This window comes from Phenylobacterium sp. (assembly GCF_030646615.1).
Classification (GTDB): domain Bacteria; phylum Pseudomonadota; class Alphaproteobacteria; order Caulobacterales; family Caulobacteraceae; genus Phenylobacterium.
This window is the reverse complement of the sequence record NZ_JAUSLG010000047.1, coordinates 103557-128036: the sequence shown is the minus strand read 5'-3', so window position 1 is coordinate 128036 and position 24480 is coordinate 103557. Positions and strand designations below refer to the sequence as shown.

General features: G+C 69.0%; 21 protein-coding genes. 13 read left to right on the top strand and 8 right to left on the bottom strand.

Annotated features, from left to right (window positions below; all coding sequences use genetic code 11):
- The first annotated feature begins 55 nt into the window (after positions 1–55).
- From Q7S93_RS08270 to Q7S93_RS08260, 3 genes are all read left to right on the top strand, one after another.
- On the top strand, positions 56–1441 hold the full coding sequence (locus Q7S93_RS08270; RefSeq protein ID WP_304713408.1) for a flagellar hook protein FlgE: 1386 nt from the start codon (positions 56–58) through the stop codon (positions 1439–1441).
- A 178-nt stretch (positions 1442–1619) separates the two neighbouring features.
- Positions 1620–1910: a CtrA inhibitor SciP gene (gene sciP, locus Q7S93_RS08265; RefSeq protein ID WP_304713407.1), complete on the top strand. Its 291-nt coding sequence runs from the start codon at positions 1620–1622 to the stop codon at positions 1908–1910.
- A gap of 145 nt (positions 1911–2055) precedes the next feature.
- The gene (locus Q7S93_RS08260) at positions 2056–2442 is read left to right on the top strand and encodes a DUF5367 family protein (RefSeq protein WP_304713406.1); all 387 of its coding nucleotides are present in this window, start codon (positions 2056–2058) and stop codon (positions 2440–2442) included.
- Here the strand turns inward: Q7S93_RS08260 and Q7S93_RS08255 are convergent.
- Positions 2416–2826 (bottom strand): RusA family crossover junction endodeoxyribonuclease, encoded by a 411-nt coding sequence (locus Q7S93_RS08255; protein ID WP_304713405.1) that lies wholly within the window; start codon positions 2824–2826, stop codon positions 2416–2418. The two genes, Q7S93_RS08260 and Q7S93_RS08255, sit on opposite strands and share 27 nt — an antisense overlap.
- A gap of 83 nt (positions 2827–2909) precedes the next feature.
- On the opposite strand from Q7S93_RS08255, the gene fumC reads away from it, so the two are divergent.
- Positions 2910–4301 carry a class II fumarate hydratase gene (fumC, locus tag Q7S93_RS08250; protein ID WP_304713404.1) on the top strand — a complete coding sequence of 464 codons (1392 nt, stop codon included), beginning with the start codon at positions 2910–2912 and terminating at the stop codon, positions 4299–4301.
- A 5-nt stretch (positions 4302–4306) separates the two neighbouring features.
- Here the strand turns inward: fumC and Q7S93_RS08245 are convergent, their stop codons facing one another.
- Together Q7S93_RS08245 and mnmA are read right to left on the bottom strand one after the other, a co-directional pair.
- Positions 4307–5497 carry an acetyl-CoA C-acyltransferase gene (locus tag Q7S93_RS08245; RefSeq protein WP_304713403.1) on the bottom strand — a complete coding sequence of 397 codons (1191 nt, stop codon included), beginning with the start codon at positions 5495–5497 and terminating at the stop codon, positions 4307–4309.
- Between the two features lie 26 nt (positions 5498–5523).
- Entirely contained in the window at positions 5524–6738 is a 1215-nt protein-coding gene (mnmA, locus tag Q7S93_RS08240) for a tRNA 2-thiouridine(34) synthase MnmA (RefSeq protein ID WP_304713402.1), read from the bottom strand.
- Between the two features lie 205 nt (positions 6739–6943).
- Here mnmA and Q7S93_RS08235 point away from each other — a divergent pair, with 205 nt between their 5' ends.
- The 4 genes from Q7S93_RS08235 (at position 6944) to Q7S93_RS08220 (ending at position 11271) form a co-directional block, all read left to right on the top strand.
- The gene (locus tag Q7S93_RS08235; protein WP_304713401.1) at positions 6944–7141 is read left to right on the top strand and encodes a hypothetical protein; all 198 of its coding nucleotides are present in this window, start codon (positions 6944–6946) and stop codon (positions 7139–7141) included.
- 166 nt (positions 7142–7307) lie between these two features.
- Entirely contained in the window at positions 7308–8849 is a 1542-nt protein-coding gene (locus Q7S93_RS08230) for a glucan biosynthesis protein (protein ID WP_304713400.1), read from the top strand.
- Positions 8837–10852, top strand: coding sequence for a glucans biosynthesis glucosyltransferase MdoH (gene mdoH, locus Q7S93_RS08225; RefSeq protein WP_304713399.1), 2016 nt, complete (start codon positions 8837–8839; stop codon positions 10850–10852). The genes Q7S93_RS08230 and mdoH overlap by 13 nt, the downstream gene beginning before the upstream one ends.
- Positions 10849–11271: a GFA family protein gene (locus Q7S93_RS08220; protein ID WP_304713398.1), complete on the top strand. Its 423-nt coding sequence runs from the start codon at positions 10849–10851 to the stop codon at positions 11269–11271. The genes mdoH and Q7S93_RS08220 overlap by 4 nt, the downstream gene beginning before the upstream one ends.
- Here Q7S93_RS08220 and Q7S93_RS08215 read toward each other — a convergent pair.
- Positions 11247–12410 carry a phosphatidylinositol-specific phospholipase C1-like protein gene (locus Q7S93_RS08215; RefSeq protein WP_304713397.1) on the bottom strand — a complete coding sequence of 388 codons (1164 nt, stop codon included), beginning with the start codon at positions 12408–12410 and terminating at the stop codon, positions 11247–11249. The genes Q7S93_RS08220 and Q7S93_RS08215 overlap by 25 nt on opposite strands.
- Before the next feature lie 147 nt (positions 12411–12557).
- Here Q7S93_RS08215 and Q7S93_RS08210 point away from each other — a divergent pair, with 147 nt between their 5' ends.
- Positions 12558–14180, top strand: coding sequence for an EAL domain-containing protein (locus tag Q7S93_RS08210; protein WP_304713457.1), 1623 nt, complete (start codon positions 12558–12560; stop codon positions 14178–14180).
- A 25-nt stretch (positions 14181–14205) separates the two neighbouring features.
- On the opposite strand, the gene Q7S93_RS08205 is transcribed toward Q7S93_RS08210, so the two are convergent.
- Both Q7S93_RS08205 and Q7S93_RS08200 read right to left on the bottom strand, forming a co-directional pair.
- Positions 14206–16044, bottom strand: a complete 1839-nt coding sequence (locus Q7S93_RS08205) for a DUF885 domain-containing protein (RefSeq protein ID WP_304713396.1) — start codon at positions 16042–16044, stop codon at positions 14206–14208.
- Between the two features lie 105 nt (positions 16045–16149).
- The gene (locus Q7S93_RS08200; RefSeq protein ID WP_304713395.1) at positions 16150–17640 is read right to left on the bottom strand and encodes an alanine/glycine:cation symporter family protein; all 1491 of its coding nucleotides are present in this window, start codon (positions 17638–17640) and stop codon (positions 16150–16152) included.
- 191 nt (positions 17641–17831) lie between these two features.
- Between Q7S93_RS08200 and Q7S93_RS08195 the strand changes: the two genes are divergently transcribed.
- From Q7S93_RS08195 to Q7S93_RS08185, 3 genes are all read left to right on the top strand, one after another.
- Positions 17832–19127: a M20/M25/M40 family metallo-hydrolase gene (locus Q7S93_RS08195; protein WP_304713394.1), complete on the top strand. Its 1296-nt coding sequence runs from the start codon at positions 17832–17834 to the stop codon at positions 19125–19127.
- A gap of 102 nt (positions 19128–19229) precedes the next feature.
- A complete protein-coding gene (trhA, locus tag Q7S93_RS08190; RefSeq protein ID WP_304713393.1) occupies positions 19230–19904 on the top strand; it encodes a PAQR family membrane homeostasis protein TrhA in 675 nt (224 codons plus the stop codon).
- A 141-nt stretch (positions 19905–20045) separates the two neighbouring features.
- The gene (locus Q7S93_RS08185) at positions 20046–20684 is read left to right on the top strand and encodes an exopolysaccharide biosynthesis protein (RefSeq protein ID WP_304713392.1); all 639 of its coding nucleotides are present in this window, start codon (positions 20046–20048) and stop codon (positions 20682–20684) included.
- A gap of 21 nt (positions 20685–20705) precedes the next feature.
- Here Q7S93_RS08185 and Q7S93_RS08180 read toward each other — a convergent pair whose 3' ends face one another.
- On the bottom strand, positions 20706–21191 hold the full coding sequence (locus Q7S93_RS08180; protein ID WP_304713391.1) for a DUF421 domain-containing protein: 486 nt from the start codon (positions 21189–21191) through the stop codon (positions 20706–20708).
- An 84-nt stretch (positions 21192–21275) separates the two neighbouring features.
- Entirely contained in the window at positions 21276–23348 is a 2073-nt protein-coding gene (gene cckA / locus Q7S93_RS08175; RefSeq protein ID WP_304713456.1) for a cell cycle histidine kinase CckA, read from the bottom strand.
- 243 nt (positions 23349–23591) lie between these two features.
- Between cckA and yghU the strand changes: the two genes are divergently transcribed.
- Entirely contained in the window at positions 23592–24467 is an 876-nt protein-coding gene (gene yghU / locus Q7S93_RS08170) for a glutathione-dependent disulfide-bond oxidoreductase (RefSeq protein WP_304713390.1), read from the top strand.
- Positions 24468–24480 lie beyond the last annotated feature (13 nt).

Genomic DNA, 24480 nt, shown 5'->3' with positions numbered 1-24480 from the left:
CGTCCTGAAAGGGTCCGTCCAAGCCCCCCACAACCCCTAGAGAAGGCAAGCCCCCATGAGTATCAACAGCGCCATGCTCGCCGGCGTGTCGGGATTGACCGCCAATTCCTCGGCGCTCGCCGCGATCTCCGACAACATCGCCAACATCAACACTGTCGCCTACAAGCGAAACCAGGTGAACTTCGCCAATATCGTGACCGCCCAGGCGGTGACCGGGCGCTACAGCGCCGGCGGCGTCCAGGGCCTGACACGGCAGTACATCAGCCAGCAGGGGCTGATCCAGAGCGCCAACGCCTCCACTGACCTCGCCATCGCTGGCGACGGCTTCTTCATCGTCACGGAGAAGGGCGCCGGCCTGACGGACGCCGACAAGCGGGTCTTCACCCGGGCGGGTTCGTTCAGCGTCGACGCTGACGGCTTCCTGCGTAATGACGCCGGCTTCTTCCTGCAGGGCTGGCCGATCGCCGCGGACGGGACGATCAGTTACAACCCGTCTGACCTGAACGAGCTGGACTCGATCAACGTCAAGAACCTGGGCTCGGCCGTTCAGGCCACGGCCAACGTGGTCATCAACGCCAATCTGGACAAGCGTCAGACCATCTCGGCGGCCGAAGGCACCTATGATGCGGCCACCCGCTCCATGGCCGACTGGGAGGAGAACGCCGACCCGCTGACCGGCACCCAGCCGGACTTCAGCATCGAGATGAACGTCGTCGACACCATGGGCGGCACCCACAAGGTGTCCATCAGCCTGCTGCGCTCGTCGGCCAATCCCAATGAATGGCACGCGGAAATCTACGCCATTCCCGCCGGCGACGTGACGGGCGGCCCCTCGGGCCAGATCGCCGAAGGCCTGGTGATGTTCAACCAGGACGGCACCATCGACCTCGCCAATACGACCCTGTTCGGCGCGGCGGGCGCGGCCCCGACCATCAGCCTGGCGGCCTCGGGCACGGCCGATACGCCCCGCTGGGATGACGCCCTTGGGGTCGGCGCCCAGGACATCACCTTCGACCTGAACAAGCTGACCCAGTACGCCAACGCCTCCACCGTCCGCTTGGTGAACCCCGACGGCGCCACGGTCGGCACCGTGGTGGGTGTGGAGGTCGACGAGGCCGGCATCGTCTCGGCCATCTTCGACAACAGCCAGGTGCGAAAGATCGCCCAGATCGGCGTCGCCACCTTCACCAATCCCGACGGATTGCAGGCGGTCAGCGGCAACGCCTACCGCGGCACCATCGACAGCGGTGAGTATGTGATCAAGCTCCCGGGCCAGGGCGGGGCCGGCGCCATTTCACCCTCCACCCTCGAAAACTCCACAGTCGACATGTCGGCTGAGTTTACAGGCCTGATCACCACCCAGAAAGCTTACTCAGCCTGCTCGCGCATCATTACAACGGCCGACCAGATGCTGGATGAACTTATCAGTATGCGCCGATAACTTGCGGCGTAACTGAGATTTAGCGAAGGTTAATCCCTTCTGAAATCTCTAACTGTATCATTTCAGTACACGGGGGGATCAAATGGTTACTGGGTTTTTCACTATCGCGATTCACCAGCTGTTATGGCAGCCCGACTATGGTCTGGCTCAACGATGATGGTGTGAAGGGCGTAAAGCCATGTTGCAACAACAACAACAGACCCGAACCAACAGCCGCGGCGAGCCCTACGTGATCGGCCCGACGGGCGCGCCCTTGACCCTGGCCGATCTGCCGCCCTCCGACACCGGCCGCTGGGTGATCCGCCGCAAGGCCGAGGTCGTCGCCGCGGTTCGCGGCGGGCTGCTCAGCCTGGAGGACGCGCTGGCCCGCTATGGCCTGACGTCCGAGGAGTTCCTGGCCTGGCAGAAGTCGATCGACCGTCATGGCCTGGCCGGCCTGCGGACCACCCGACTGCAGCAGTATCGCTGAACCTGAACTCCCCCCAGGTCGGTTCGCGATGGACGGCCGCGCCCCGCAAGAGGCGCGGCCGTTTTTCATGCCCGATCACCACTCGAAGAACGCTGGCATGCGATAAGCAGGGAGACCCGAGATCGCATCGTTGGGGGATGTCCGAGTGTCAAAAGAAGACAGCCTGTGGTTCGCCCTGGCCGGCGCCGTGGTCTGGGCGGCGGCGACCCTCTTCTACGCGGCCTTCGCCGGCGGCCTGATCGAGCAGGCCTTCTGGTTCTACGCCCTCAACGCCGCCCTGGCGGCGGCCGCGCTCGCCTTCTTCTTCCATCTGACCGCCCGGCTCCGGCGGATCCCCCGGGGCCGCTGGCTGCTGGCCGCCACGGCCTTCAGCGCCCCTGGTCTGGCGGGCGCGGCCGTGGTGATGATCCTGTTCGACAGCCTGATGCCCGGCCTGCCGCCGGAAAGCCTTGGCCGCTACGGCGCCTTTGTGGCGGTCGCCTATGCGGTGGTGGCGACGCTCGCCCTAGAGCGGCCGGCCAAGTCCGCTTGACGGCGCAGGCGTGCTGGCGGCGAAGGCGTCGGAGAGCCGCCGCACCTGGACGATGATCCGCTCCCGCTCGCCGGCCCGGCGCTCCACCAGCAGCCGAGCCACCTGAGCGTCGTCATGGAAGGCGTAGCCCTTGATGGCGTCGAGGATCGCCTTGGCCAGGTTGTCGAGGTCGAGCCAGGGCGGGTCGCCGACATATTCCATGGTGATCTCGACCGCATACTCGCCCCAGGCTGGCCGACCGCCCCGCCAGGCCTTGCGAAAGAACTCATAGATCAGGGGCTTGTAGTATTTGGCCTGGGTGGTCAGCCCATCGACGACCACGTCCATGGCGCCCTCGCCCTCCCGGGCGCGCACCTTGCCATGATGGGTCCAGCCCTCGTTCATGCCCCTCTCTAGCCTGCAGACGCTTTGCAGTCTCGCCCGGCCTCGCTAAACCGACGCGACACCAGTTGCTGGAGGCTTCCCCGATGACCGCGACCCGCACCGAATCCGACACCTTCGGCCCCATCGAGGTGCCCACCGACCGCTACTGGGGCGCCCAGTCGCAGCGCAGCATCGGCAACTTCAAGATCGGTTGGGAAAAGCAGCCCCAGCCGATGATCCGCGCGCTGGGCGTGGTCAAGCGGGCCGCGGCCGAGGCCAATATGGAGCTGGGCCGCCTGGACCCCAAGATCGGCGCGGCCATCATCCAGGCCGCCCAGGAGGTCATCGACGGCAAGCTCGACGATCACTTCCCCCTGGTGGTCTGGCAGACCGGCTCGGGCACCCAGTCGAACATGAACGCCAATGAGGTGATCTCGAACCGCGCCATCGAGATCCTGGGCGGGGTGATGGGCTCCAAGTCGCCGGTCCATCCCAACGACCACGTGAACATGAGCCAGTCGTCCAACGACACCTATCCCACGGCCATGCACATCGCCTGCGCCGAGCAGGTGGCCCGCGAGCTGATGCCCGCCCTGGAGCACCTGCACGTGGCGCTGAAGGCCAAGACCGAGGCTTTCAACCACATCATCAAGATCGGCCGCACCCACACCCAGGACGCCACGCCCCTGACGCTCGGCCAGGAATTCTCGGGCTATGCCCACCAGGTCTCCAGCGGCGTGCGCCGCCTGAAGGAGAGCCTCTATGGGCTTTACGAACTGGCCCAGGGCGGCACGGCGGTCGGCACCGGCCTGAACGCCCCGGTGGGCTTCGCCGAGAAGGTGGCCGAGAAGATCGCCGCGATCACCGGCCTGCCCTTCATCACCGCCCCCAACACGTTCGAGGCCCTCGCCGCCCACGACGCCATGGTCTACAGCCACGGGGCGATCAACACCGTCGCCGGCTCCCTGTTCAAGATCGCCAACGACATCCGCTTCCTGGGGTCGGGGCCGCGTTCGGGCCTGGGTGAGCTCTCGCTGCCCGAGAACGAGCCGGGCTCCTCGATCATGCCGGGCAAGGTGAACCCCACCCAGTGCGAGGCCCTGACCATGGTCTGCGCCCAGGTGTTCGGGAACCAGTCGACCATGACCTTCGCCGGCGCCTCGGGTCATTTCGAGCTGAACGTGTTCAATCCCGTCATGGCCTACAACTTCCTGCAGTCGTGCAAGCTGCTGTCGGACGCAGCGATCTCGTTCACCGACAACTGCGTCGCGGGGATCGAGGCCCGCGAGGACAACATCAAGGCCGCCCTCGAGCGCTCCCTGATGCTGGTCACCGCGCTCGCGCCGAAGATCGGCTACGACAACGCCGCCAAGATCGCCAAGACCGCGCACAAGAACGGCACCACCCTGCGCGACGAGGCCGTGGGCGGCGGTTATGTGACCAATGAAGAGTTCGACGAGGTGGTCCGCCCGGAGAAGATGATCTCCCCGGGCTGAGGTCTCTAGACGAGTTCCACCGCCACCGCCGTGGCCGCGCCGCCGCCGATGCACAGGCTGGCGAGGCCGCGACGACCACCGCGCGTCTGAAGCGCGGCGATCAGGGTGGCCAGGATCCGCGCGCCCGACGCGCCGATTGGATGGCCAAGCGCACAGGCGCCGCCATTGACGTTCAGCTTCTCCCGAGGGATGGCCAGCTCGCGCTCGGCGATCATGGCCACCACGGCGAAGGCCTCATTCACCTCGAACAGATCGACCTCGTCCACGGTCCAGCCGGCCTTGGCCAGGGCCTTGCGCATGGCCGGGACCGGGGCGGTGGTGAATTGGCCAGGCTCATGGGCGTGGGCGGCGTGGGCCACGATGCGCGCCACCACCGGCAGGCCGAGTTTCTCGGCGACCGAGGCCCGGGTCAGGACCAGGGCCGCGGCCCCGTCGCTGATCGAGCTGGCGTTGGCCGCGGTGATGGCTCCGTCCTTGGCGAAGGCCGGCTTCAGCGTCGGGATCTTGGCCGGATCGGCCTTCAGGGGCTGCTCGTCGGCGGAGACGGTTTCGGCGCCCTTGCGGGTGGCGACCTCCACCGAAACGATCTCGCCCTCGAAGGCGCCGGTCTCCGTGGCCGTCCGCGCCCGGGAGAGGCTCAGAATCGCAAAGGCGTCCATGGCCTCGCGGGTGAACTGGTAGGCCCGCGCGGTCTCCTCGGCGAACGATCCCATCAGCCGCCCGGGCTCATAAGCGTCTTCCAGGCCGTCGAGATACATGTGGTCGAAGGCCGTATCGTGCCCGATCCGGGCCCCCGACCGATGCTTGGCCAGCAGATAGGGGGCGTTGGACATGCTCTCCATGCCGCCGGCGACGATGATCTCGGCCGAGCCGGCCATCAGGGCGTCGTGCGCCATGATGGCGGCCTGCATGCCAGAGCCGCACATCTTGTTGACGGTGGTGGCCTGCACTGACCGCGGCAGGCCTGCGCCCAGGGCCGCCTGCCGCGCCGGCGCCTGGCCAAGACCGGCCGGCAGGACGCAGCCCATGAAGATCTGCTCCACCGCCTCAGGCGAGACGCCGGCCCGCGCGACGGCGGCTCGAACCGCCGCGGCGCCCAGCTCGGTGGCCTTGAGGGATGACAGGGCGCCCTGGAAGCTCCCCATGGGGGTGCGGGCGAAGGCGGCGATGACGACGGGATCGGAGGCTTGGGTCATGGACCCAGATATAGGCCGGGCGGGCGTCAGGCTCCAGCCGGCGGCGCCTGCGCCGGGACAACCGCCCGCGTGCCGGCGATGAAGCCGCCGCCGAGCACCCGATCGGGATCTTCCGGCGCATAGAGCACGCAGGCCTGGCCCGGCGCGACGCCCTCTTCGGCGCCGTCGAACTCGACCCCGGGCTCGCCATCGACCCAGGCCATGCGGCCAGGGACCGGCTCGCGGGTGGACCGGACACGGGCCAGCACCGGCCGGCCCTCGTCACAGGCGGTCTCGAAGCTGGCGGATTCCCCCAGCCAGTTGGTTTCCTTGAGCCGGAGGGCCGCGGTCAGCAGCGCCTCCCGCGGGCCGACGATCACCTGACGGGCGGCTGCGTCGATCTTCACCACGAACAGGGGGTCGCCCACGGCGACGTTCAGCCCCCGGCGCTGGCCGAGGGTGTAGCGGGTCACGCCCTCGTGCCGGCCCAGCACGCGGCCATCCAGGTGCACGATGTCGCCCGGCTCAGCGCCCTGCGGGCGCAGGCGGTCGATGACGGTGGTGTAGCGCCCCTCGGGCACGAAGCAGATGTCCTGGCTGTCGGGCTTGTCGGCGATGGCCAGGCCGAGCTCAGTCGCCACCCGCCGCACCTCGCTCTTGGGCAGGCCGCCCAGGGGGAAGCGCAGGAAGTCCAGTTGCTCGGCCGTGGTGGCGAACAGGAAATAGCTCTGGTCGCGGGTCGCATCGATCGCCCGCTGCAGGTGGGGCCGGTTGCCGCCTGAGGCGCGGCGCACATAGTGGCCGGTGGCCAGGGCCTGGGCGCCCAGATCGCGGGCCACGTCCAGCAGGTCGCGGAACTTGACCGTCTGGTTGCAGCGCACGCAGGGGATCGGCGTCTCGCCCCGCAGATAGGCGTCGGCGAAGTCCTCGATCACCTCCTGGCGAAAGCGGCTTTCGTAGTCGAGGACATAGTGCGGGATGCCGATGGCCTCGGCCGCGGTGCGCGCATCGTGGATGTCCTGGCCGGCGCAACAGGCGCCCTTCTTGGCCAGAGCCTGGCCATGGTCATAGAGCTGCAGGGTGACGCCGATGACGTCATAGCCGGCGCGGGCGAGCAGGGCCGCGGTCACCGTGGAATCCACGCCGCCGGACATGGCCGCCACCACCCGCGCGCCGGCTGGAAGGCCGACCGCGGCGCGCGCGGCCTCGACCGCGGCGTCGGCGGCGGAGGCGTTCGGCGGGGACAGGGTGTTCACGCTCATGGCGCCTATTTAGCGATTGCCGAACCCTTTTGCGAGACGCGGAGCGAGGCCAGGCGCCGCAGGTCGCCGATAAGCTTCACCTGATAGTTGATTGGCAAAAAGCCCTGTTCTGGCCTAGGTTGTAGACATCGCCGGACAGTCTCCACCCAAGCGTCGGCGACTGGGAGACTTAGGCGCTCCCGCTTTCCTTTTGCGAGTGGGTGATATGCAGCACTACAGACTCTATATCGTGACGGCGGCGGAAGATATCTCCCGCACGGTTGAAGACGATTACCCTAATGATCTGGCGGCCTTGGCCCAGGCGGCGCGTCTGCAGACGGAGGAACATGCCGTCGAGGTCTGGACCGGCGAACGGCTGGTGGCCAGGCTCGGCGGAGCGTTCGACTTCGGGCGCCGCGCCTAAGGCGCACGCAAGCGGCGCCTCCCGCCGCGCCATCACCCCGAAATCAACGCTCGCCACCCAATTTAGGATCGCGGCATGGGAGCCTAGCTTTGCCTCGCGCCTTTGTTTAGCCAAAGCCCTGCTTGAGTAAGGCGCGGTCAACAACGGCAAGGGAGCCAGCCCCGGCGTGAGTCCCGGAACACCCAACACCCCCTTCGGCGGCCTGAACCGCCGCGACCTCATGGTGGCTGGCGCAGGTCTGATGCTAACTGCGGCCGCGCCAAAGACCTTCGGTTTTGATGATGTCAAAGTCCTGGCCCGAGACTTGGCGGCCAGGCCCTACGCGCGCCCCGACACGACCCTGCCTGCGCCGCTCACGGCCCTGACCTACGACACCTATCGGCAGCTGGGCTTTCACGACACCCAGGGGCTTTGGGCCGACCAGCGCCTCCCCTTCCAGGCGCAGTTCTTTCATCGTGGCGGCGGCTTCCGCGAGAAGGTGGAGGTCTTCGAGGTCGCCGACGGCGTGGCCAGGCCGGTAGCCTATGACCCGGCCATGTTCCGCTATGGCGCCGGTCCCTTGAGCGACCTCGTCACCGTGAATGAGCCGACCCTCGGCTTTGCGGGTCTGCGGCTGCTCCATCCCTTGAACCAGAACGACAAGTTCGACGAGACCGCCGCCTTCCTGGGGGCGAGCTATTTTCGGGGCGTGGCCCGCGGCGGCGTCTATGGCGCCTCGGCCCGCGGTCTGGCGATCGGGGCCGGCGAGCCGGAGGAGGAGTTCCCGAGGTTCAGCGCCTTCTGGCTGGTGCGTCCGGGCCGCCGGGACCGGAGCCTGACCCTCTACGCCCTGATGGACAGCCCCAGCCTGGCCGGCGCCTATCGGTTCGTCATCACACCAGGCGCGCCGACCCTGACCGAGGTCCAGGCCGAACTGCACCCGCGCACCGAGGTGCGACGGGCGGGCTTTGCGCCCCTGACCAGCATGTTCCTGTTCGATCCGCAGACGGCGCGGCGCTTCGACGACTATCGGTCGCGGGTCCACGACTCCGACGGCCTCGCCATGGCCAACGGGGCGGGCGAGCGTCTGTGGCGGCCCCTGTCCAACCCGACATCTCTCCAGGCGAGCGGCTTTGCCGACGATGGGCCCAAGGGCTTTGGCCTATCTCAACGGGCTGACGGCTTCCCCGCCTATCAGGACCTTGAGGCGCGTTATGACCTGCGCCCCAGCATGTGGGTGGAGCCCCTGGGAGACTGGGGCCCTGGCCAGGTCCGATTGGTGGAGTTGCCGACCCCGGACGAGACCGAGGATAATATCCTGGCCGAATGGCGCTCCCCCACGCCCCTGCGCCCTGGCCAGCCCCACCAGGTGGCGTACCGGCTGCACTGGGGGGCCGAACCCACCCCGCAGCCGCCCCTGGCGCGCGCCCGTCAGTGGCGGGAGTCCGCGCTGGAAAGCTGGCATGACACCGATCCTGAGAACGCCGGCTGGCGTCGGGTCCTGATCGATTTCGACGAGACGGGATCAGACATCGCGCCCGAGGCCCAGATCGATCTGGGCGACGTTCCTGTTCGCCACGTGGTGGTCAAGCCCAACCCCGCCCTCGGCGGCTGGCGGCTGACCTTCGAATTCCGGCCCGGTTCGACGAAGGCGATCGAACAGCGGGTCCGGTTGGTGAATGCTCGCGGCGTCTGCAGCGAAGTCTGGGTGCGTCGATGGCTAGCCTGAGCCGCGCCATGGGGCCGGCGACCCGCCGTCGTCGCCGACGCCTCCGGCCCTCCCGCCTGAAGACCGCGCCGCAGGCCAAGGCGACGGTCGAGCGGCGACGCATTCCTTATCCCGCCCTGCGTTCGCTTCCGGAACCCGCGCCCCTGGCCATGCCGGAACAGCGTCTGGACCAGGGTCCTGGCCGGCTGGCGCCGCTGCTCGACGTAGGTCTTCGCCGCGTTCTGCTGATCGGCCTGACCCTGGCCATGACCGGCGCAGCCGGGATGCGTATGGCCGATATCCTCGCCCCTGGCGGCCTGGGCTTCGCAGATGTCGGCATGCTCATCCTGTTCTGCATCCTGTTCGCCTGGATCGCCTTCGCCTTCCTGAGCGGCGTGGCCGGCCTCGTCTTGACCTGGCGGGCGGCGGGCGCCCCATGGCGGCCCCGCCCCGTGATCTTCACCCGAACCGCCCTGCTGGCCCCGGTCTACAACGAAGACCCCGATCGGGTCCTGGCGGGGCTCGAGGCGATCTATGAGGACCTGGTCGCCTGTGGCGTGGCCGAGCTCTATGACATCTTCGTCCTGTCCGACACCCGCGACCCTGACATCGCCCGGGCCGAAGCCACCGGGGTCCTGCGCCTGCGCGCCCGCACCGGCGCGCCCGACCGGTTCTTCTACCGCCGCCGCGCCCTCAACCGCGACCGCAAGGCCGGCAACATCGCCGAATGGGTGACCGCCTGCGGCGGCGCCTATGAGGCCATGGTCATCCTGGACGCCGACAGCCTGATGAGCGGCGACACCCTGGTCCGCCTGACCGCCGAGCTGGAGCGCGACCCGAAGGCCGGCCTCATCCAGACCCTGCCCACCATCATCAACGGCTCGACCCTGTTTGCGCGGATGCAGCAGTTCGCCGGAAGCCTCTATGGCCCCATGGTCGCCCGCGGCCAGGCCTGGTGGTCGGGCGCGGAAGGCAACTACTGGGGCCACAACGCCATCATCCGCACCCGGGCCTTCGCCGACTGCGCGGGCCTGCCGCACATTCCAGGGGGCAAGCCGTTTGGCGGTCACATCCTGAGCCACGATTTCGTCGAGGCGGCCCTGCTTCGCCGCGGCGGCTGGGCGGTGCGGATGGCCGCCCACCTGGACGGCTCCTACGAAGAGGCGCCGCCGTCGCTGGTGGACATGGCCGTGCGTGATCGCCGCTGGTGCCAGGGCAATCTCCAGCACTCGGCCGTGCTGCCGGCCCGCGGCCTGCACTGGGTCAGCCGCCTGCACATGGCCCGCGGCATCCTCTCCTACGCCACCTCGCCGCTCTGGCTAGGCTTCCTGATCCTGGGCGGCGTGGTCTGGGCCGAGCAGCGCCACGAGTCGGGAGGACCACCATCGGCCGCCCTGGTCCTGTTCGGCGTCACCATGGCGATGCTGATGGCGCCCAAGGCCATGGCTTCTGCGATGGCCTTCGGCCAGGCCGGCGTCCGCCGCGCCTATGGCGGGACCACGCGGCTCCTGGCCGGCGTCGTCGCCGAACTCGTGCTGTCGTCCCTGATGGCGGCGTCGATGATGCTGATGCAGAGCCGGGCGGTGGTCGATGTCCTGCTGGGCCGCGATTCCGGCTGGAACGCCCAGACGCGGGATGATCCACAAATCTCCCTGGCCGACGCCTGGCGCAGGCATCGCCGGCACACCGCCGTTGGGCTCGCCTGGGTGGTGGTGGCAGGCCTGCTGGACCCCATGCTGCTGGCCTGGACCAGTCCCCTGGCCCTGGGCCTGGTGTTCTCCGTTCCCCTGACGGTCTGGACATCCCGCGCCAATAGGCCGGGCCGCCGCGGCCTCTTCCAGACGCCGGAAGACGCAGCCCCGCCCCGGGTGATTTCCCGTGCCAACGCCCTGCGGCTGCGGCATGAAGGCGAGCGCGCGGCGCGCCTGGAGATCGAGCGGTTGATGTCCGAGCCCGTGCCGCCGCACGTCCCCGCCGCCGTGCGGGTTCAGCCATGGCGCCAGGAGGCCGATCTCATCTCATGAGCGAGACATCGCAAACCATCCACCAGGGCGGCTGCCTCTGCGGCGGCGTCCGCTACGAGGTGAGCGGCCCGCTGGAAGACATCCAGCTCTGCCACTGCAGCCTGTGCCGCAAAGCCCAGGGGTCTGCGTTCGCCGCCAATATTCCGGTCGATGAGGCCAGGCTGCGCTTCGTCTCCGGTGAAGACCTTCTGACCCGGTTCGAATCCTCGCCCGGCAAGCTGCGCGTCTTCTGCAGGCGCTGCGGTTCGCCGCTGCTGAGTCAGGCGACCGCCAAGCCGGGCGTGGTCCGGCTGCGGGCCGGGACCTTGGATGCGCCCACCGGCGCCCGCCTGGGCTTCCACATCTTCGCCGAGTCCCACGCCGACTGGTGGCCGCTGGACGACGCGCTTCCCCGCTACTCCGAACGCCCGCCGGCCTGAACAGTCTCGTCTGAGCTCTCGATCAGGCCCTGACGCGGATTGAGGCGGGCCGCCGCGTCATGGGGCAGGACGACCTGGAAGTCGCTGAACCGCAGGTCCGGCGTCATATAGTCGGTGGAGATGTACTGAGCGCCGGAGGCGAAGGCCGCGTCGCGCCGGGCGGGATCGTTCGCCCGCGCCTCCACCGTGTCAGCGTCGGCGCGGGTGCGGACGATCAGGCCGGCCGCCACGGCCGCAGCGATCCGCTCCGCCTGCTCGGCCGGCGAATTGAGGGTGATATAGGCCGAGGCGTCCTCATCCTCTTCGATGTTGACGAACAGGACCAGGCCTTCCAGCGAGGGCCGTGGGCCGCGATAGAGATCGACCTGCGCGCGCGGCGCATCGAGCGCGAACATCACCCTGCCGCGGGCCTCACCCAGGCTTGGCCAGCCGCCGGCCGCCACGGCGGCGCGCAGGGTTGCGGCCTCGCCCCGCACCAGGTCCGGCGTGATCAGGGCCTCCGCGGGAAAGACGCTGCGGATTTCGGCGTCGATCAGGTCCATGGCCGCCGCATCAAAGGGCGCCGGCGTCACCGCTCCAGCCGCCGGCAGGGCGGCGCCCTCCTTGAGGTTCATCAGGATCAGCAGCGGCGCGTGGTCGGGATTGGCCCGGGACCAGGCGGCCACCTGCGCCAGGCACTCGACAAACAGGGGACAGGAGCTGCGATAGTCCACGTCCTGGACATGCAGCACCTTCAGGCCCGGCCGCCGCAGGGGCTCCAGATCATAGGGCTCCGCGGCGGGGACAAGCCGCCGGGCCAGCGGGTCAGCATAGCGACCCGGATCCGGATCGTTGAGGACGTCGATCTCCAGTTGCCGGGCGCCGGCCTCAAGCTGCTCGGTCAAGGGCGCATGGGCGTAGTCCAGGGTGCGCGCCATGTCGGGCGCCATGGCGCTGAGAAGCGCCATCTCCGCCGCAGGAATCGCCAGCTTGTAGGAGTTGTGCGTGCCCACCGCCTGGATGGCGTTCATTGGCAGGGCGTCCACCGCCGCCCGCGTGCAGCCGTCGCGCCCGTGCGGCGCTTCCAGGTCGCAGTCGGCGGGCAAGGCCAGGGCGGCGGGGAAGGAAACGGCGGCGGCGAGCATAAGGGCGGTGATCATGGGCGGGGCCTATCTCGTCTCGGCGTCGGTTGGATGACGGCGGGTCTTCGACTGCGCCAACTTGCCGCAAGACTTCGAGGAGCGCCATTACGCGACATTAAGCGCAACCGTACAGAATGCCGCCTGATCCGGAGCGCCCCCGTGCCCATGAATGCCAAGAGCCTGCTGGGCTTCGCCTTCGCCTCGGCCGACCTTCTCATCGAGGTGACGGCTGCCGGCGACATTTCGATCGCCCTGGGCGCCGGCGAGGCGCTGGCCGGATCCGCCGATCGCAACCTCAAGGGCGCCCGCCTGGCGGACTTCGTCGCCGCCGAGGACCGTCAGCTCATTTCGGTTCTTCTGGATGGTCTGGAGGTCGGCCGCCGCGCCGGCCCCGTCGTCGTGCGCCTGCACGCCCAGGACGGTGAGACCGAGCGCGCGGCGAGCCTCTCGGCCTTCCGCCTGCCGGAGAACGACGGCGCGGTGTCCTGTGTCCTGTCCCGCGCCAGCATCCCCCGGGGGCCGGGGCCGCACGGCCTCCATGATCGGGCGTCCTTCGAAAGCGCCGCCACGGCCCTCCTGGCCCATGCCCGCGAGCGGGGCCTCGAGATCGAGCTGGCCATGATCGAACTGGCCGGCTTCGAGGCCGAGGCCAAGGGCGCCGGCGAACAAGAGGCCTCGGACATGCGGGCCCGGCTGGCGGCGGTGATGCGGGCGGAGTCCTATGCCGGCGCGTCGGCCGCCCAACTGGGCGAGGACCGCTTCGCCCTGCTGCGCGAGGAGGGCGAAAGCACCCAGGACCTGTCCCGCAGGGTTCACCGGCTGTTGGCCCTGAGGTCGGACCAGGACGTGCGCCCAGTCATCCAGGCCCTGGGGGCCGGGGCCGACATGCCCGCCGGCCAGATGCTGAAGGCCATTCGCTATGCGGTGGACCTGTTTCTCCGCGACGGTCGCCATTGGTCGCCGCCCTCCACCCTCGGGGAAGCCTTCCAGCTGTCGGTGACCCAGACCCTGACCCGCGTCAGCGCCCTGGGGCGGCGGGTGGAGGCCAAGGACTTCGCCCTCTTCTACCAGCCGGTGGTCAGCCTGGACGGGCCGCCGCGGCTGCATCACCACGAAGCCCTGATCCGCTTCGGCGACCAGGGCGCGCCCTTCCCGATGATCCGCATGGCCGAGGAGATGGACCTGGTCTGCGCCCTGGACGCCGCCGTGGTGGACAAGGCCCTGGACAAGCTCGCCCGGACCCCCGGCCTGGTCCTGGCGGTGAACCTGTCCGGCCGCTCGGTCAGCAAGGACGCCTTTGTCAGCCAGGTCGCGAGCCGGGTGAAGGCCTATCCCCAGCTCCGGGGACGGCTGATGTTCGAACTCACCGAAAGCGCCGCGGTGGCCGATCTCGACGCCGCCGACCGCAGGCTCCAGACCCTGCGCGCCCTGGGCTGCGAAATCTGCCTCGACGACTTCGGCGCCGGGGCGAGCTCCCTGGCCTATCTGCAGCGCCTGCATGTGGATGTGGTGAAGATCGACGGGGCCTTCATCCGCGAGCTGGAGCACGACAGCCGGGGCGCGGCCTTCATTGGCCAGCTCGTGCGGATGTGCGGCGAGATGAAGATCGCCACCCTGGCCGAGATGGTGGAGACCCAGTTGGTCGAGGACGTGGTCCGCAAGGCCGGCGTCCAGATGGCCCAGGGCTGGCTCTACGGCGCGGCGGCCCGGGAGCCGGCCCCCTTCCCGGCCCAGCCGCCATCCGCCGCCCCGGCGCAACGCCGGGGGGCCGTGGAGAGCTGGGGCTAGAGCCTGAAGCGGTAGATCGGGTCGATCAGGCCCGACGGGCGGCGATGTGGTTGTCGATCACCGCCTCGAGCACGGTCAGCGGCATGGCGCCCGACAGCAGGCCCGCATCGTGAAAGTCGCTGAGATTGAACCGGTCGCCCAACTGGGTCCTGGCCTTTTCCCGCAGGCGCAACCAGGTGAGCTTGCCAACCATGTAGCTGCAGGCCTGTCCCGGCCAGACGCAGTAACGCTCAATCTCGGTGGTCGAAGACGAGGTCGGCGAGCCGTCGATGGACGACATGGTCTCGATGGCCTTTTCGCGGCTCCAGCGCTTGGCGTGCATGCCGGTGTCGACCACCAGGCGCGCGGCGCGGAAGAGGGCGGCCTGCAGATAGCCGACCTCGCCCAGCGGGTTATCCTCATAGACCCCCATCTCCTTGGCCAGCTCCTCGGCATAGAGCGCCCAGCCCTCGCCATAGGCCGACAGGAAGGTGGCCCGCCGGATCATTGGCAGGTCGGCCTCCTGCTGCAGGGCCAGCTGCATGTGATGGCCCGGCGCCGCCTCGTGATAGGTCAGGGTCGGCAGGGTCCAGGTGGGGTTCTCGGCGGAGTCCCGCAGATTGATCCAGAAGATGCCCGGCCGTGAGCCGTCCAGGGTGGGCTGGTTGTAATAGCCGCCGGGCGCGCCGGCCTCGATGAACTTGGGCACCCGACGGACCTCGACCGGCGCCTTGGGCAGGGTCCCGAAATATTCCGGCAGCCGCTTGTACATGGCCTCGGTCATGACATTGAGGGACTCGATCAGCTCTTCCTTGCCGGCGTCGGTGTTGGGGAAGTGATATCTGGGGTCCTTGAACAGGGCCGCGATCCGCTCGCCCACTGCCCCCTGGGTGTAGCCCTCGGCCTTGAGAATGACATCGGCCCGCGCCGACAGCTGACGCGCCTGCTCCAGGCCCATCTGGTGGACCTCCTCGGCGGTCAGGGTGGTGGTGGTCGAGGCGCGCAGGGCGTGCTCGTAGTAGGCTTCGCCGTCGGGCAGGCGCCAGACCCCGGCGTCATGGACGGCCCGGGGGGCCAGCTCGCCCATCACGGCGATCTGGCGCTCCAAAGCCGGCAGCACCTTGTCGGCATAGATGGCCTGGGCCTGGGCGCCATAGTCGCCGCCGATGCCCTTTTCCGCCGCTCGCTCCGCCACCGAGGTGACCAGGGGCGACTGGCCCGGCTCGGCGCGCAGGCCGCTCATCTGTGTCAGGGTGCGTTCGATCACGAAGTCCGGCGGGATGACGCCGAGATCCACGTCGCGGCGCACCCGCTCGATCTCCTGGTCCATCACCGTGGCGAAGGCCTCCAGGCGGGCGAGATAGGCGTCGGCGTCGGCCTTGGTCTCGATGACGTGCTGGGAGCCCAGGAAGTCCGGCACGCCCTGATAGGCGCCGGTGAGCTGGGAGATCACATAGGGCTGGCCGGCGCCCTCGTCGCCGTAGACGAAGCGGCGGTTGGCCGCGTCGGTGGTCTCCAGGCCAAACAGCACCGCGTCGTAGTTGACGGCGTCCATGCCCGTCAGGTCGCCCCGGGGAATGGCCTTCAGGCGGGCCAGTTGTTCGGCGGTCTTGGCGCGGTCGGCGGCGAGCTCCGCCGTCGAGGCCGGGCTGAGCTGGCTCTTGGCGGCCGCCCGGGGTCCGGAGTCCAGGCCCAGGCGGGTGACCAGTTCGGGCACATCGTTGAGGGCCTCCTCGTAGAAGGACTCCAACAGGGCGTCGAGCCGGACGTCGGCGGCGGTCTGGCTGAGGGCGTTCTGGGCGAAGGCGGTTTGGGCGCGACCGAGGCCCCCGGCCAGGGCCAGGGCGCCGGCGGCGGTGAAGAGCATCTGGCGACGGGTCTGCAAGGCGGACTCCTCTTTCGGGACTGTTACCTGTGTTACCGGCCACGCTATGGCGCGTGGCCGGCCAGGAAAACCCGAAAAGGCGCGATCAGCCCCGCAAAACCCCCGTCAGTCGTGGTCCTTGCCGGCCGTCTTGTCCCCGCGGGCCAGCTTGAAGACCACGCCGGACAACAGGGCCAGGGCCACCAGGTTGGGCAGGGCCATGCTGGCGTTGGCGATGTCTCCCATACGCCAGACGAAGGTGATCTCCTGGAACGACCCGACGAAGATCATCAGCACCCACACCAGGCGGAAGGGGATGGCCAGCTTTTGCCCAAACAGATGGGTGACGGCGCGCTCGCCGTAATAGCTCCAGGTGATCAGGGTCGTGAACACGAACAGGATCAGGGCCACAGAGGCGATGAGGGCGCCGATCGAGAACCCCATGATCTGCAGTGGGAAGGCCGCCGCATAGGCCGCCTCGGTCATGGCGAAGCCGTTGAGGTCTGAGGACCAGACATGTTCCTGCATGGTCGTGACCCCATCCGCGCCCGTCACCGGGAAGGCGCCCTGGACGGTCAGCAGGACGAGACCGGTGGCGGTGCAGATGATGATGGTGTCGATGAAGGTGCCCATCATGGCGAAGCGGCCCTGGCGCTCAGGATCGTCGGTCTGGGCGACGGCGTGGGCGATGGCGGTGGAGCCCTGGCCAGCCTCGTTGGAGAACAGGCCCCGGGCCACGCCGGCCCGGATGGCCACGATCATGCCAGCCCCCAGGAAGCCCCCCATGGCCGCGTGGCCGGTGAAGGCGCTCTCAAAGACGGTGGCGAAGGCGCCGGGCAGATCCTCGAGGTTCATGATCAAGGCGATGACCGCCATGGTGAGATAGGCGAGCGCCATGGCGGGCACGATCTTCTCGGCGATGGCGCCGATCGACTTGATGCCGCCGATGATGACGGCGAACACGGCGCCGGCGACGATGAGGCCGGCCAGCCATTCCGGCGCCCCGGTCAGGCCGTGGATCGAGTCGGCCACGGAATTGGCCTGGATCATGTTGCCGGTGGTGACCGAGGAGAACAGGGTGCCGACGCAGAACAGCACCGCCAGCCAGCCCCACTTCTTGCCTAGGCCGCGGCGGATATAGGTCATGGGGCCGCCGCGATAGGCGCCGTCGGCCCCCTGCTCGCGGAAGCGGATGGCCAGGGAGCCCTCGGCGAAGGCCAGGGCCATGCCGATCAGGGCGGTGACCCACATCCAGAACAGGGCGCCTGGACCGCCCAGCGTGATGGCCGTGGCCACGCCGGCCAGATTGCCGGTGCCCACCTGGCCCGACAGGGCGGTGGACAGCGCGGCGAAGGGCGAGATCTCGCCCTTTTTGCCGTCGCCCTCGGCGTCCGCCTGCTTCTCGCTCTTGAACAGGCCCACAAAGGCCGAGCCGAGATTGAGGATCGGATAGAAGCGCAGGCCGATCATCATCCAAAGACCGACGCCGAGCAGGGCGATGACCATGGGCGGGAAAGGAATGACCGTGGCCCCGTTCCAGGTCCCTCCCCAGATGAAGTCGCTGACGTTGGTCACCTGGTCGTAGAAGGCCTGAATGGCGCTGGTCTCTTCCGGCATGAATGTCCCCCTAGACAGGCGCCCGACGCGCGAAGTCGCGAACCTAGACTCCGCCGCGCGGATTTGACCAGAGGCGACGCATCGGCGAGCCTTCGAGGACCCGCACGGCGAAACACCTGTGCGCAGAGGAAGCGATCAGCGCATCATGGCGCCTGAGTCACAGCCACACGCCCCTGTTTGAAAGCCTTCGGATGCCCCTTCGAGACCGTCTCGCCCCCGTCCTCGCCGGTGTGTCCGTCGCCTGTCTCCTGACCCTGGGCGGCGGGGCCCGGGCCCAGGAAACGCCCGTTGGCGCCATCGCCGGCACGGCGGAATTCAATGCGGCCAAGGCCCAGCTGGCCAGGGATTTCGACAGGACGGTGGCCGATATCATCACGCTGACCGAGATCCCCGCGCCGCCCTTCCAGGAGGCCGAACGGGGCAAGGCCTATCTGGCCATGCTGGAGGCCCATGGCCTCACCGAAACGACCACGGATACCGAAGGCAACGTCATGGGCCTGCGGCGGGGTTCGGGGCCGGCTGGCGGTCCGGTGGTGGTGGTCTCCGCCCACCTGGATACGGTGTTTCCCGCCGACACCGATGTGAAGGTCCGTCGGGAAGGCACGCGGCTGATGGCGCCAGGCGTCGGCGATGACACCCGCTCCCTGGCGGTCATCCTGGCCTATATCCGCGCCTTGGACGCGGCCAATATCGTGACGGAGAAGGACATTCTCTTCGTCGGGACCGTGGGCGAGGAAGGTCCCGGCGACCTGCGCGGGGTGCGCCACCTGTTCACCGAAGGGCCCTATAAGGACCGGGTCAGCGCCTTCTTCTCCTTCGACGGCTCCGACCCCTCGCGGGTGGTGACAGGGGCGGTGGGCTCCAAGCGCTATCGGGCCTTTTTCCGGGGGCCGGGCGGTCACTCCTATGGCGCGTTTGGCCTGGTCAACCCCATGACCGCCATGGCCCTGGCGACGGCGGCGCTCTATCAGATCGAGGTCCCGCAGACCCCGCGCACCACCTATTCGGCCAGCGTCACCGGCGGCGGCGTCTCGGTGAACTCCATCCCGGCCGAGGTCTATACCGAGTACGACATGCGCTCGGAGAGCCCCGAGGAACTGGCGCGGCTGGAAGCCCAGCTGCTGGCGATCTTCGACGAGGCGGTGGCGGCGGAGAATGCGGCGCGTTCGGTGGCCGAGGGCGAGATCACCGTCGAGCCCCTGGTCATCGGCGATCGCCCGGCCGGCGGGACCGATCCGGACAGCCTGCTGGTGCGCAGCGTCGTGGCCGCCATCGAACTGCAGGGCTTCGAGCCGAAACTGTCGGCGTCCTCGACAGATTCCAACGTGCCCATGAGCCTCGGCGTCCCGGCCATCACCATGGGCTCCGGCGGGACCGGCGGGCGGGCGCACGCCCTGGACGAATGGATCGACGTCGAACCGGTGGAGAGCGTCCGCGGCATGACGGTCGGTCTGCTGGCCATTCTGGCGGTCGCGGGCGTCCAGTGAGGCGCCAGGGCCGCAATGGCGACAAACCCGTTCGCTAAGGCTCCCGGGCGGTAGCCGGCCAGGGGCGCAGGGGCGTACAAGCGGGGTTGAAGGAAGAGTATCGTGACCAGCCAGACGCCCAAGCCCCCGCGCCACTATCCGACCCCATCGGCCAAGTGCGCCGATCTGTGCGTGCATATCATCGGCCTGACCGCGGCCCTGATCGGCGGCGGCGTGCTGGTCGGCCTGTCGATCTGGCGGGGGTCGCCGGTTCTGACCACGGCCGTGGTGGTCTATTCCGTAGGCCTGCTGCTGATGCTCGGCTGTTCCACAGCCTATAATTTCGCACCGGCCCGCCACCGGCCGCTGCTGCGGCGCCTCGACCACGCCGGCATCTTCATCATGATCGCTGGATCCTACACCCCGTTCACCGTGGCCGGCCTCAGCGGGGCCTGGGCCATCGCCATGACCGCCGCGATCTGGGGCGTGGCGGCGCTTGGCGTCGCGGGCAAGCTGTTCCTGAGCGGCCTGGACCGCAAACTCTGGGTGGTCATCTATCTGGCGCTCGGCTGGGCGGTGGTGGTGGCCCTGGGGCCGCTCATGGCCGCGCTTCCGCGCTCGTCCCTGCTGCTGCTGGCCATCGGCGGGGTGGTCTACAGCGTGGGCGTCATCTTCTACATGATGCGCAGGCTGCCCTTCCGCCGGGCCATCTGGCACGGACATGTGGTGGGCGGCGCCGGCGTCCACTATGCCGCCGTGCTTGTGGGCGTCGTCTTCGGACAGCACGCCGCCAGCTGATCCCCTGGGGCTTCCGGCCCCCGTGGACCCAGGGCCACAAATCACCGCTTTTCGACCATCGCCTCCCGCAGAGGGGGTGCAATTTCCCGCCAGGGCGTCCATTTGAACGCCACACCTCAACCCCAGCCTGCAGGACCGACCGTGGTCGACGCCGTCCACCGCTTTTCCGACATTCTCGCCGGGCTCGCCGCCCGCAAGGAGGCGAAGGTGACGGTGGCGCACGTGCTCGACGCCTTTGGCGACCGGGCGTTCGGCGCCCTGCTGGCAGTCTTCGCAGCGCCCCTGGCCCTTCCCATGCCGCCGGGGGTGTCGGCCATCCTCGGCGCGCCGCTGATCTTCATCGCCTTCCAGCTGATGATCGGCCGCCCGACCCTGTGGCTGCCCAAGGCGCTGATGAACCGGTCCATGCGGCGGGCGGAATTCCAGACCATGGCGGTGCGGCTCGCCCCCCACCTCCAGCGCCTGGAGCGTCACCTGCGCCCGCGCTGGCGCTTCCTCTATGGCCGGGTCGCCGACCGGCTGATCGGGGCGGTCTGCGTGACGCTGGCGGTGATCGTCTTCCTGCCGATCCCGTTCGGCAACATGCTGCCCTCCTTCGCCATCGCCGCCTTCGGCTTCGGCCTGCTGGAGCGGGACGGGGTGGCGGGGCTGGTGGGCGCGGTCGCCGCAGCGGCCAGCATCATCATCCTGGCCCTGATCTGGAACGCGCTGCTCCTGGCCGCAGTGACCTTTATCGGCGCCCTGGGGGACTCCTTCGAGCGGGTGATCGGGCTGTTCTGAGCCGGCGACGCCTGCGAGGCCTCAACGTCCAACGATATTGATGTCGCCATTGCGCTCCAGCGCGGCGGACTCGACGTCCTCGAGAGCCTCCAGGCCGGCGGCCCGGATCGCCATCCGCAGGTCACCCTGGCCGATGCCGGCGCGCCGCATGGCCTCTTCGTCCGGAACGCCGTGCTTCACGAGGGCCACCGAGCTTCCCTTGGTCAGGGTGCTGAGCCATGACCACCGCGCCGAGGCGCTGGCCAGCGCCCCATGAAGGCCGAGCAGGGCGGTCGTGGCGATGATCGTCGGCAGAAAGGGCGCGCTGCCGGTCATGGCCCGGCTGAGGTTCGAGCCGACGACCACGGCCAGGATGATGTCCAGGGCGCTCCACTTGCCGAAGGCCCGGGTTGAGGCGAAGCGGACCATGAGCAGGCCCAGCACAAAGATCAGGGCCGCCCGCAGCGACATCTGCCACCAGGTGATGTCTTCCCCCTGAGTTCCGACAAACGCGTGCAGGGTTTCCATCAGCCCCTCCGGCCAAGCCATCGTAGAGGTTGGAACCGCGGGCGACGGCGACGGTTCCGCGGCGCACAGGCGAGCCGGGGCGCCCTAGGCGGCCTTTTGCAGCTCCTGCTTCACCCGTTCGGCCAGGGTCTTGATGTCGATTGGCTTGGGCAGGAAGGAGATGTTGTCCTCCCCTTCCAGCAGGTTCGAGAACTCCGCCTCGGCATAGCCGGAGATGAACATCACCGGCGCCCCGGCCAGGTACTGGCGGGCCTGCTTCAGCAGGTCTGGTCCCTGCATCCCGGGCATGACCACGTCGGAGATCATCAAGTCGATCTCGCCAGCGTGCAGTTCAGCCAGTTCCAGGGCCTCTTCGCCGGAGGCGGCCTCGATCACCTCATAGCCGCGGGCGCGCAGCAGCCGGGCGGCCACCCCGCGCACGGCGTCCTCGTCCTCGACGAACAGGATGCGGCCGGCGCCCGACAGGTCGCGGGCGACGGTCTTGGCCTTGACCAGGGGCGTCGGCGCCGCCACGCCCACCGGCGGCGCATAGACCGGCAGGAAGATGCGGAAGGCTGAGCCCTCGCCTTGCTTGGAGGCCACCGAAATCCAGCCGTCGGACTGCTTGACGATGCCATAGACGGTGGCCAGCCCCAGGCCCGTGCCCTCGCCCACCGGCTTGGTGGTGAAGAAGGGATCGAAGATCTTGTCCAGCACCTCGGGCGCGATGCCGGGGCCGTCGTCGGACACCTCGATCATCGCCTGATCGCCCTGGGCGCCGGCATAGCCGAGCGCCGCGGCCTCGGCCTCGGTGACCCGGGCGGTGCGGATGCGCACGGTGGAGCCGCCATGGACGCGCACGGCGTCCCGGGCGTTGACCGCCAGGTTCATGACGGCGGTCTCGAGCTGCCCGCGGTCGACCCGGACGTGCGGCAGGTCGCGGCCATATTCGGTGTCGACGGTGACGTCCTCGCTCAGCACCCGGCGCAGCAGGACCTCGAACTCGCTGATCAGTTCACCGAGCTCCAGGATCTCCCGCTGGACGGTCTGCTTGCGGGAGAAGGCCAGCAGTTTGCGCACCAGGTCGGCGGCGCGGTTGGAGGTCTGGCGGATCTCATTCAGTCCCTCATAGGAGGGGTCGCCCACCGGGTGACGGGCCGCCAGGCTGTCGAGCTGCATCAGGATGGCGGTGAGCAGGTTGTTGAAGTCGTGGGCCACGCCGCCGGCCAGCTGGCCGATGGCCTGCATCTTCTGGCTCTGGGCCAGCTGCAGCTCCATCTGCTTCTGATCCGACACGTCCACCAGATAGGCCACCCAGCGGCCGCCGGTGCGCGACAGATAGAGGTGGGCGATCTTGCTCGGATCCCGGGACAGGCGGACCTCGAGCGCGCCTTCCATCCCCTGGGCCAGACGTTGGGCGGCCTCCTGGCGCGAAGCGGTCTCGATCAGGTCGCCGAAGGCCTGGCCCCGGGAATAGGGACCGGCCATGCCGGCGAGCGCCGGATTGGCTTCGACAATGACGGCGTTGAAGGGGTCCTCCCCCTCCAGCAGGGCCGCGCCGAAGGGCGAGGCGGCGGCGAAGGCGTCCAGAACCTTGGGCGGCGGGGCCTTGGCGCTGACGGCGGCGGTAAGGACCTCAAGGGCGCCGGCCGGCAGGGCCAGGGGCTCGGGCGCGGCCGGGCGAAGGCGGACCAGGAAGCGGCGGCTTCCGACCGGCGAGATGTCGGCGGCATGATCGGCGCCGGCGGCCCGCAGGGTGGCATGGGCGCTCTCGCCCCGGCGGGCGGCGCCAAGCGCCGAAAACAGGCTGGAGGCCGAAGCGCCGCCCTTGGGCAGGCGCGGCCCGTCCCCCAGCACGCCGCGCCAGGCGCCGTTGCAGGCGTGGATGCGGCCATCGGCGCCGGCCAGGGCCGCGGGCTCGGCCAGGGCCTCCACCAGGCGCTCGGCGCCGGGCTCGACCTCGGCGGCGGGCTCCAGGGTCGAGCGCAGGACGAACAGGCCCAGGCACGCCACGCCGGCCAGGCCAACCAGCAGCATCAGCCCAGCCAGGGTGGCAGGGCCGGCATTGATCGCTGGCGCGGCGGCGAAGGCCACGGCCATCAGAAAAAACACCACCGCCACCGCGGTGAGCGGGTCAAACCGGCGGGCCGGCGCGGGGCTCTGCGGGGTCTCGGCCATGGCGGACCTGCGGCTTGCCTTGGGGCGTGGGACCAGGCGTCCCACCGAATCATCGAGCATCATACTCCACAAGGTCACCTGAGACCCTTACGAGACCTTTCTGTGGCAGGAAGGTTTCTGCGAGGGTTCTGGCGCTTGAGGCGCGATCGTCCCGATCCGGGGCTCGCCAAAGCCCGCCTCCGCCACCACATTGCAGCCAGGCGCCGCCCAAGGCGCAAGAGACGAACACTCCGGGAGATGAGCATGAGCGACACCACCGACTACGTCCCGCCCCGGGTCTGGACCTGGCAGAAGGGCAGCGGCGGCCGCTTCGCCAACATCAACCGGCCCATCGCCGGCCCGACCCACGACAAGGACCTGCCCGTCGGCCGCCATCCGATGCAGCTCTACTCCCTGGGCACGCCCAACGGGGTCAAGGTGACCATCATGCTGGAAGAGCTGCTGGCCCTGGGGCATGCGGGCGCGGAGTACGACGCCTGGCTGATCAATATCGGCCAGGGCGACCAGTTCAGCTCGGGCTTCGTCTCGGCCAATCCCAACTCCAAGATCCCGGCCCTGGTGGACCACAGCGGACCCGAGCCGATCCGGGTGTTCGAATCCGGCGCCATCCTGATCCATCTGGCCGAGAAGTTCTCAGCCTTCCTGCCCACCGATCCGGCCGCCCGCGCCGAATGCCTGTCGTGGCTGTTCTGGCAGGTGGGCAGCGCGCCCTATCTGGGCGGCGGCCTTGGTCACTTCTACGCCTATGCGCCGATCAAGATCGAATACGCCATCGACCGGTTCGCCATGGAGGTGAAGCGCCAGATGGACGTGCTGGACCGCCGCCTGGGCGAGAGCGAATATCTGGGCGGCGCCGACTACACCATCGCCGACATGGCCGTCTGGCCCTGGTACGGCGGCATGGCCAAGGGCCTGCTCTATGAGGCCGGCGAGTTCCTGCAGGTGCAGGAGTACAAGAACGTCATCCGCTGGGCCGACCAGCTGGGCGAGCGGCCGGCCGTCAAGCGCGGCCGCATGGTCAACAAGGCGTCGGGCGACCCGGCCACCCAGCTGCGCGAGCGGCACGAGGCCAGCGACTTCGACACCCAGACCCAGGACAAGATCGCGCCCAAGGAGTGAGGACCCGGCGAAG